2 protein-coding genes and 1 pseudogene are annotated in these 6860 nt (G+C 53.1%); all 3 read left to right on the forward strand.

From position 1 onward, the window contains the following. Positions 1-48: 48 nt before the first annotated feature. Positions 49-357 (forward strand): annotated as a pseudogene (locus RE6C_RS26880) (PQQ-binding-like beta-propeller repeat protein); the annotation flags it as partial. Positions 358-560: 203 nt separating this feature from the next. Beyond that, a complete protein-coding gene (locus RE6C_RS26885) occupies positions 561-4004 on the forward strand; it encodes a hybrid sensor histidine kinase/response regulator (RefSeq protein ID WP_236618555.1) in 3444 nt (1147 codons plus the stop codon). 663 nt (positions 4005-4667) lie between these two features. Further along, positions 4668-6860, forward strand: a 2193-nt coding sequence (locus RE6C_RS26890; RefSeq protein WP_008661778.1) for a chemotaxis protein CheA, incomplete at its 3' end; no start/stop codon positions are given.

Genomic DNA, 6860 nt, shown 5'->3' on the forward strand with positions numbered 1-6860 from the left:
TGCAGCTGTATCAGAACTACCTGAGCCTTTTAGCGCAGGCTCTTCTAGATCGGCGACCGCGAGATTGCGTATTACACTTCATCCAAAGATGGCGAGGTCATCTATCGTGAACGGGTGATCAACCTAGAAAGCGGACGGCCCGTCGACGCCTCCCCCATTCTGATCGGTGACCACATCTATGTCGTCACTCGCCGAAGCGGAACCTTGGTCTATCGACCGGGCGATTCGTTCAAGCCGATCGCACAAAACAAGGTCGAATCCGATGACTCGGACTTCAACGCGTCTCCCGCCGTCTCCGATGGCGAACTCCATCTACGAAGCGACCAAGCACTCTATTGCGTTTCGAAAAACGACTAGCTTCTCTTCCGGTCGTCGCACTTCGTTTGACCGCATCCGCTCAAAAACCCTGATCCCCCTCAACGTATTCCCGCGTCGGCCTTCCGAATAGAACGTTGCTGAATCGAAAGACGTATGTACGGAATACACAAACTGGTAGCATGAGCATAGGCACGATCATTCGTCGCCTGCGTCGCGAACGACGTAGATTGATTGCATGCAAAATGAGAGTCAAAATGGTGGAAGATCGATCCACAATACTCATCGCCGAAAGCAATGTTGAGCGACGAGAGCACCTGGTCCAGGTCCTCGGTCGCCGGCATAACCTGGCTGCGGTCGAGGATGGAAAATCGGCTTGGGCACAACTGACTCAAGGAAGCTTTGACGCCGTCGTTGCCGGTTTCGATCTTCGCGAAGTTTCCGGTGTGAATCTGCTCGCCCAGACTCGTGCCCACGCGGAACTTCGCGGCGTTCCGTTTGTCTTGGTCGTTGGTGAAGCCACCCCGATTGATCCGACGACCTGGCAGCACGTTTTCGAGTTCGAGCGGAGTGACATTCAGTGCTGTCCGATCAACGAACACGAACTTTTGGCTCGCGTAGACTCGATCATCCGACGAGCAAGGGTGAAGAACGAATCCGCCGACATGCTGCGGCGTCAGAAGTCACGCTTGCAAATGGCGTTGCTGGCTTCGCGAATGGTCGCCGTCGAATGGGATATCTCCGCTGACACCGTTCTCTATTCTGAAAACGCAATTGAGATCTTCGGAATCAAGTCATTGTCCGATCACGCGACTGGGCGAACCGCCCGAGAACTCGTGCACCCGGACGATGTCGATACGGTGGAGAAAACGATTCAAAGCACGTTGCAAGGATCCCGCGAATTTCACACTCAGTTTCGTATCATTCGACCCGACAACGGTGAGATCGTTTGGATTGAGGAACGCGGCTATGTTGCGGCAGACGCCTCCGGGAAGCCATCCAAATTGGTTGCGGTCGCCGTTGACATCACCGCGAGACGAAATGCCGAACAAGCTATCCAGGAACGAGAGCACTACCTGCAAGCGATCTTCGACACGACACCTGAATGTATCAAGGTTGTGAGGTCAGACGGCACGCTGACGCAAATGAATGCCGCCGGCCTGAAGATGATCGAAGCGTCACCGTCGACAAGTGTCGCCGGCAGCTCGGTTTACGGGTTGATTGCACCCGAGTTTCTTGATTCTTTTCGCGAGTTCAATCAACGCGTATGCGATGGGCACAGCGGAGTGATGGAATTTGACATCATTGGTCTGCAAGGCAGTCGCCGGCACATGGAAACCCATGCGGTGCCGCTGTCGCTGACCAATGGCGAAACCGTTCAGTTGGCGGTCACGCGCGACATCACCGAACGCAAACGATCCGAAGCCACCCTTCGCGAGAACGAACGACGCTTCCGAGCCCTGACGCAGGCGACATCCGACATCGTATTTCGAATGAACGCCGATTGGAGTGAGATGGGAATGCTGGAAGGGCGCACCTTCATCGACAGCACCACTGAACCCAGTCGCTCATGGCTGGATCACTACATTCATCCAGACGACCAAATCGAGGTTCGAAAAGCGATTCAAGACTCGGTCGAGAAGCGATCGCTCTACGAACTGGAACACCGAGTCATTCGGATCGATGGAACGCTTGGATGGATACACAGTCGCGCGGTTCCCATTTTTGACGACGCCGGAAACGTTGTCGAATGGTTTGGTGCCGGCACCGATGTGACCGAAAAAAAACAGATCGAAGAGTATCAGCATCGTGCCACCCAAACGCTTTTGACCGTGATCGAGCAATCCCCGTTGGGAATCTACTTGGTCGACGGCGACTTCAAAATCGCACAAGTGAGCTTGGGAGCGGGTCCGGCATTTCAGAACGTCCAACCCGTCATCGGTCGCGATTTCGAGGAAGTCATGCACACGATCTGGCCTTCCGGATTCGCGAATGAAGCGGTGCGAATTTTCCGGCAAACGTTGGCATCCGGCGAACCGTACATTTCGCCCGGACTGACCGAAAAACGCAAAGACCTGGGTGAAACGGAATCTTACGAATGGCAAGTCAATCGCATCACATTGGCCGACGGTAGCTACGGCTTAGTGTGCTATTTCTTCGATTCCACCCGGCTACAACAAGCCGCGGACGCTTTGCGAGAGAGCGAGGTTCGTTTCCGAATGCTCGCCGACAACATGTCGCAACTGGCATGGACCTGTTGCAATCTTGGCGAATGCAATTGGTACAACCAACGCTGGTACGAATACACCGGCTGCACTTTCGAAGAAATGCAAGCTTGGGGATGGCGAAAGGTCCACCATCCCGATCACGTCGATCGAGTGGTCGACAGGATCCAGCGAGCCGCAGCCGCCGGAGAGGTTTGGGAAGACACTTTCCCACTCAGAGGAAAAGACGGGCAATACCGTTGGTTCCTATCCCGCGCCGTACCAATCCGTGATGAACAAGGCAGCATCGTGCGTTGGTTTGGAACCAACACTGACATCAACGAATTGCGCGAGACACAGCAATTGCTCCATGACGCCGATCGTCGCAAGGACGAATTTCTAGCCATGCTTGCTCATGAGTTGCGTAATCCCTTAGCTCCAATTCGAAGTGGATTGGACCTCCTCGCCCTCGCAGATGACGACGAACACCGCGATGTTGTTCGAGTGATGCAGGAACAGGTAACCCACGTCGTTCGGTTGGTCGATGATCTTCTCGATGTTTCGCGAATTATGCGTGGCAAAGTCGAACTTCGCAAAGAACGCATCGAGTTTCAATCGACAGTTCAAAAGGCAATCGATGCGGTCCAAGATACGATTGCATCTCACGGGCATTCGCTCACGACAACCCTGCCGGAAGAAACAATTTGGTTGGAAGCGGATCCGATTCGCATCGTCCAAGTGCTCGAAAACCTTCTCAGCAATGCGACGAAGTACATGGACGGAAGCGGGACAATCGAGTTATCCGCCTGCGTGAAGAATGACTCGTTGCTCATTCAGATCCAAGACGAAGGGATTGGAATCGACCAGGAGTTCCTACCAAAAGTCTTTGATCTATTTGCCCAATCCGATCGTTCGCTCGACCGTTCCAAGGGCGGCCTTGGCATCGGTCTGACCCTCGTCAAACAACTGCTTGAGATGCACGGCGGCAACATTCATGCCGAAAGCGACGGGCTTGGCAAAGGCACCAGTTTTCACATCGAACTTCCAATCGCCTCGTCGACCGTACCCAGGCAAGACGCTCCGTTGAAACGGCAAAGTGATGGACAAGCTCGCCGAATCGCGGTGATTGATGACAATCGGGGCGCGGTCTTACTTCTCTCGAAACTGTTTGAAAAACTTGGTGCTCACGAGGTTCACACCGCCAACGATGGCGAAGCAGCACTGAAACTGATTCGCAAAGTCCATCCTGAGATCGTCCTGTTGGACATCGGACTGCCAGGATTGAACGGATACGAAGTCGCCTCTGCGATCCGGGAAGAATCACGGTTCGATGACATCTTGATGGTCGCCCTGACCGGCTATGGACAGGATCAAGATCGTTTGAAAAGCGAAGCTGCTGGCTTCGACGAGCATTTGGTCAAACCTCCTTCCATCGACCAAATGCGGTTTGTTTTGGCTCATCCCAAACTCAAACACTCGCCCTAAGTCTTCGGTGGCTAAACAAGCGTGAATAGACTCAAAGAACCTATCTCGCCTGGACGAACATTCGATGACATAGAGATCGTCAAGAAGCGGGTGGCGATAGCGATTTCTGATCTACCCACGCTTTGATCTTCATTTCCATGACACACCATCGAGTGATTGATGGTTCATGCGTCTGCAGTAGACGACGCAAAAACGTTTGAGCGTCGATCACGACGCCTCTTCTTCAGCCCACCTCGACTTCGACTTCTGCGACAGAACGCAGCGGTTTCTCGTCGTTCCTCGACACAGGTTCGATCGCGACTAGCCCACGGCTTGAACTCGCGATTCCAGCCCCAGCAACGCACAAAACAAACATAAAAACGCTCACTGTGAACACACAGGGTGTGCGGTATGTGAACACTGTTTTTGCCTGGTATTTGCTCGTTTTGATCAGTCTCGAATTCGTCCCAAATCAGAGCAATTGGTCGTCGTGCTCATAACCTGAACAAAACTATCTACGAAATCGTTCACAGCTCGCGATTCGCAATATTCTTCCCGACCCATACCGCTTTCGCAGGCTACATAGCTGATGCCACGCTTCTCCACAACAAGCTCCGGATCTCCAGCATCGACTGATCTTTCCGATTAGTCCACTGACACATCTACCAGGATCAAATCAGTACCGTGAATAACGAAGACGCAGAGCTAATCAATGAATTTGTCATTGAGTCGCAGGAGCATCTCTCTGATGTTGAAAATCAGTTGCTGTCCTTGGAGTCGCAGGGCGACTCGATGGACATCGCATTGGTCAACACCGTCTTTCGTGCGGTGCATTCGATCAAAGGTGCGGCGGGCTTCCTCGGCCTCGATGTCCTGCAAGGACTGGCCCATCGAGAAGAAGAAATTCTCGACAAACTTCGAGCGAACGAACTTCGCCCCACACCAGTTGTAATTGACACCCTCCTGAAGGCAACCGATCGGCTCAAGGGCCTTTTGGCCGATGTATACACCTCCAACGAACAAGACATCACCGACCACTTGGATGCTCTTGAACGCATCTTGAACGGAGAAACTGCTGCAGAAGTCGCATCTGCTATTCCTGAACCAATCGCCCAAGTCGAGGCTACTCAACCAGTCGCCAATGAAGGCCTCTCTGGCGAAGCGTTGCGAGAATTCTTAATCGAGAGTCACGACAACTTGGAGCAACTCGAGCGAGACTTGATGTCATTGGAAGAAGATCCAACCTCGGAAATGTTGGTCAACGGTGTCTTCCGAAGCATCCACACAATCAAGGGAACCGCCGGTTTCCTCGGATTCGCGAAACTGGAAAAGTTGTCTCACGTCGCTGAAACTCTGCTCGGAGATGTGCGTGCGGGCAAATTGATGATGGGCCCAGAAATCGCCAGTGCACTCCTTCTCACCGTCGACAAGGTCAGGGATTTACTGGCGTCGATTGAGCAAACTGGCGCGGAGTCAGACTGTGAAAGCGAAGCCCTCGCGGAGTCGCTCACCAAACTGCACGAGATCCTTCTACCCGAGTCCACTGAGGCTCCCGCGAAGTCGACCGTTACTCCGAAAGCTCCCGCCAAAAAGACGACGCCCAAGAAATCTGGCCGAGGACGAACGACCAAAACATCCACCAAACGAACCGCGCGAGCCACCAGCACCAAAGCAGCAACACCTCGAAAGACTACCAAGCCAAAGGCGAAGGCTGAACCGGCTCCACCTGCGCATGCGAAATCGTCGGATTGCAGCACGGAAGCAACCACTCCCGTGAGCAAAGCGACAGACACAGCCCCCCCGCCCAGCCAACCCATTTCCGTGTCGCCAGCCGCTGCCAAACCGAACGTCGCCCATCCCGACACGTCTGCGGCAGAAAGCACCATCCGCGTTGATGTTGCCCTCCTTGAAAACTTGATGACTTGCGTTGGTGAATTGGTTTTGGCTCGGAACCAAATCATGCAATTCGCAAACGACCATGCTGACCCGATCTTTCAAAAGACATCACAACGGCTGAACTTGATAACGAGCGAGCTGCAAGAAAGTGTCATGAAGACACGGATGCAACCCATCGGAAACGTTTGGAGCAAGTTTCCGCGTCTGGTTCGAGACCTCGCCGGAATCTGCAACAAACAAGTTCGCATCGAGATGGAAGGCAAGGATACCGAACTGGATAAAACCATCATCGAAGCAATCAAAGATCCGCTCACTCACATCGTCCGCAATACGGTGGACCATGGAATCGAAAACGCAGAGACGCGTCGAAAGAACGGCAAACCAGATGAAGGTTGTCTCACACTCCGAGCCTACCATGAAGGTGGTCAGGTCAACATCGAGATCAGCGATGACGGAGGTGGTATCAATCCCGAACTCATTAAAGCGAAGGCTCTTGAAAAGGGTCTGCTTAATCAAGACCAGCTTTCAAAGCTGTGTGACCGCGACGTTGGCAACCTGATCTTCCTGCCAGGTTTCTCAACCGCCGCAAAAGTGTCGAACGTTTCGGGACGCGGAGTCGGCATGGACGTGGTGAAGACCAACATCGAAAAAATTGGTGGGACGGTTGACCTGCAAAGCGAACTAGGCGTCGGAACCACCATCAAAATCAAGATCCCTTTAACGCTCGCAATCATCCCGGCGTTGATCGTCACATGCGACAACGCTCGCTATGCAATTCCTCAGGTCAACTTGCAGGAACTCTTGCGGCTCGATGGCGAAGCATTGGAGAAAAATATTGAATGGATTCAATCGGCGCCAGTGTACCGGTTAAGAGGACGACTTCTTCCGTTGGTTGACCTGCGAGATCAGCTGAACATTGACAAATCAAACGATAGGGATGCGATGAATATCGTCGTCCTTCGAGCGGACGATCGACAATTC

Origin of the sequence: Rhodopirellula europaea 6C (assembly GCF_000338295.1) — a bacterium.
In the GTDB taxonomy this organism is placed as follows: Bacteria; Planctomycetota; Planctomycetia; order Pirellulales; family Pirellulaceae; genus Rhodopirellula; species Rhodopirellula europaea.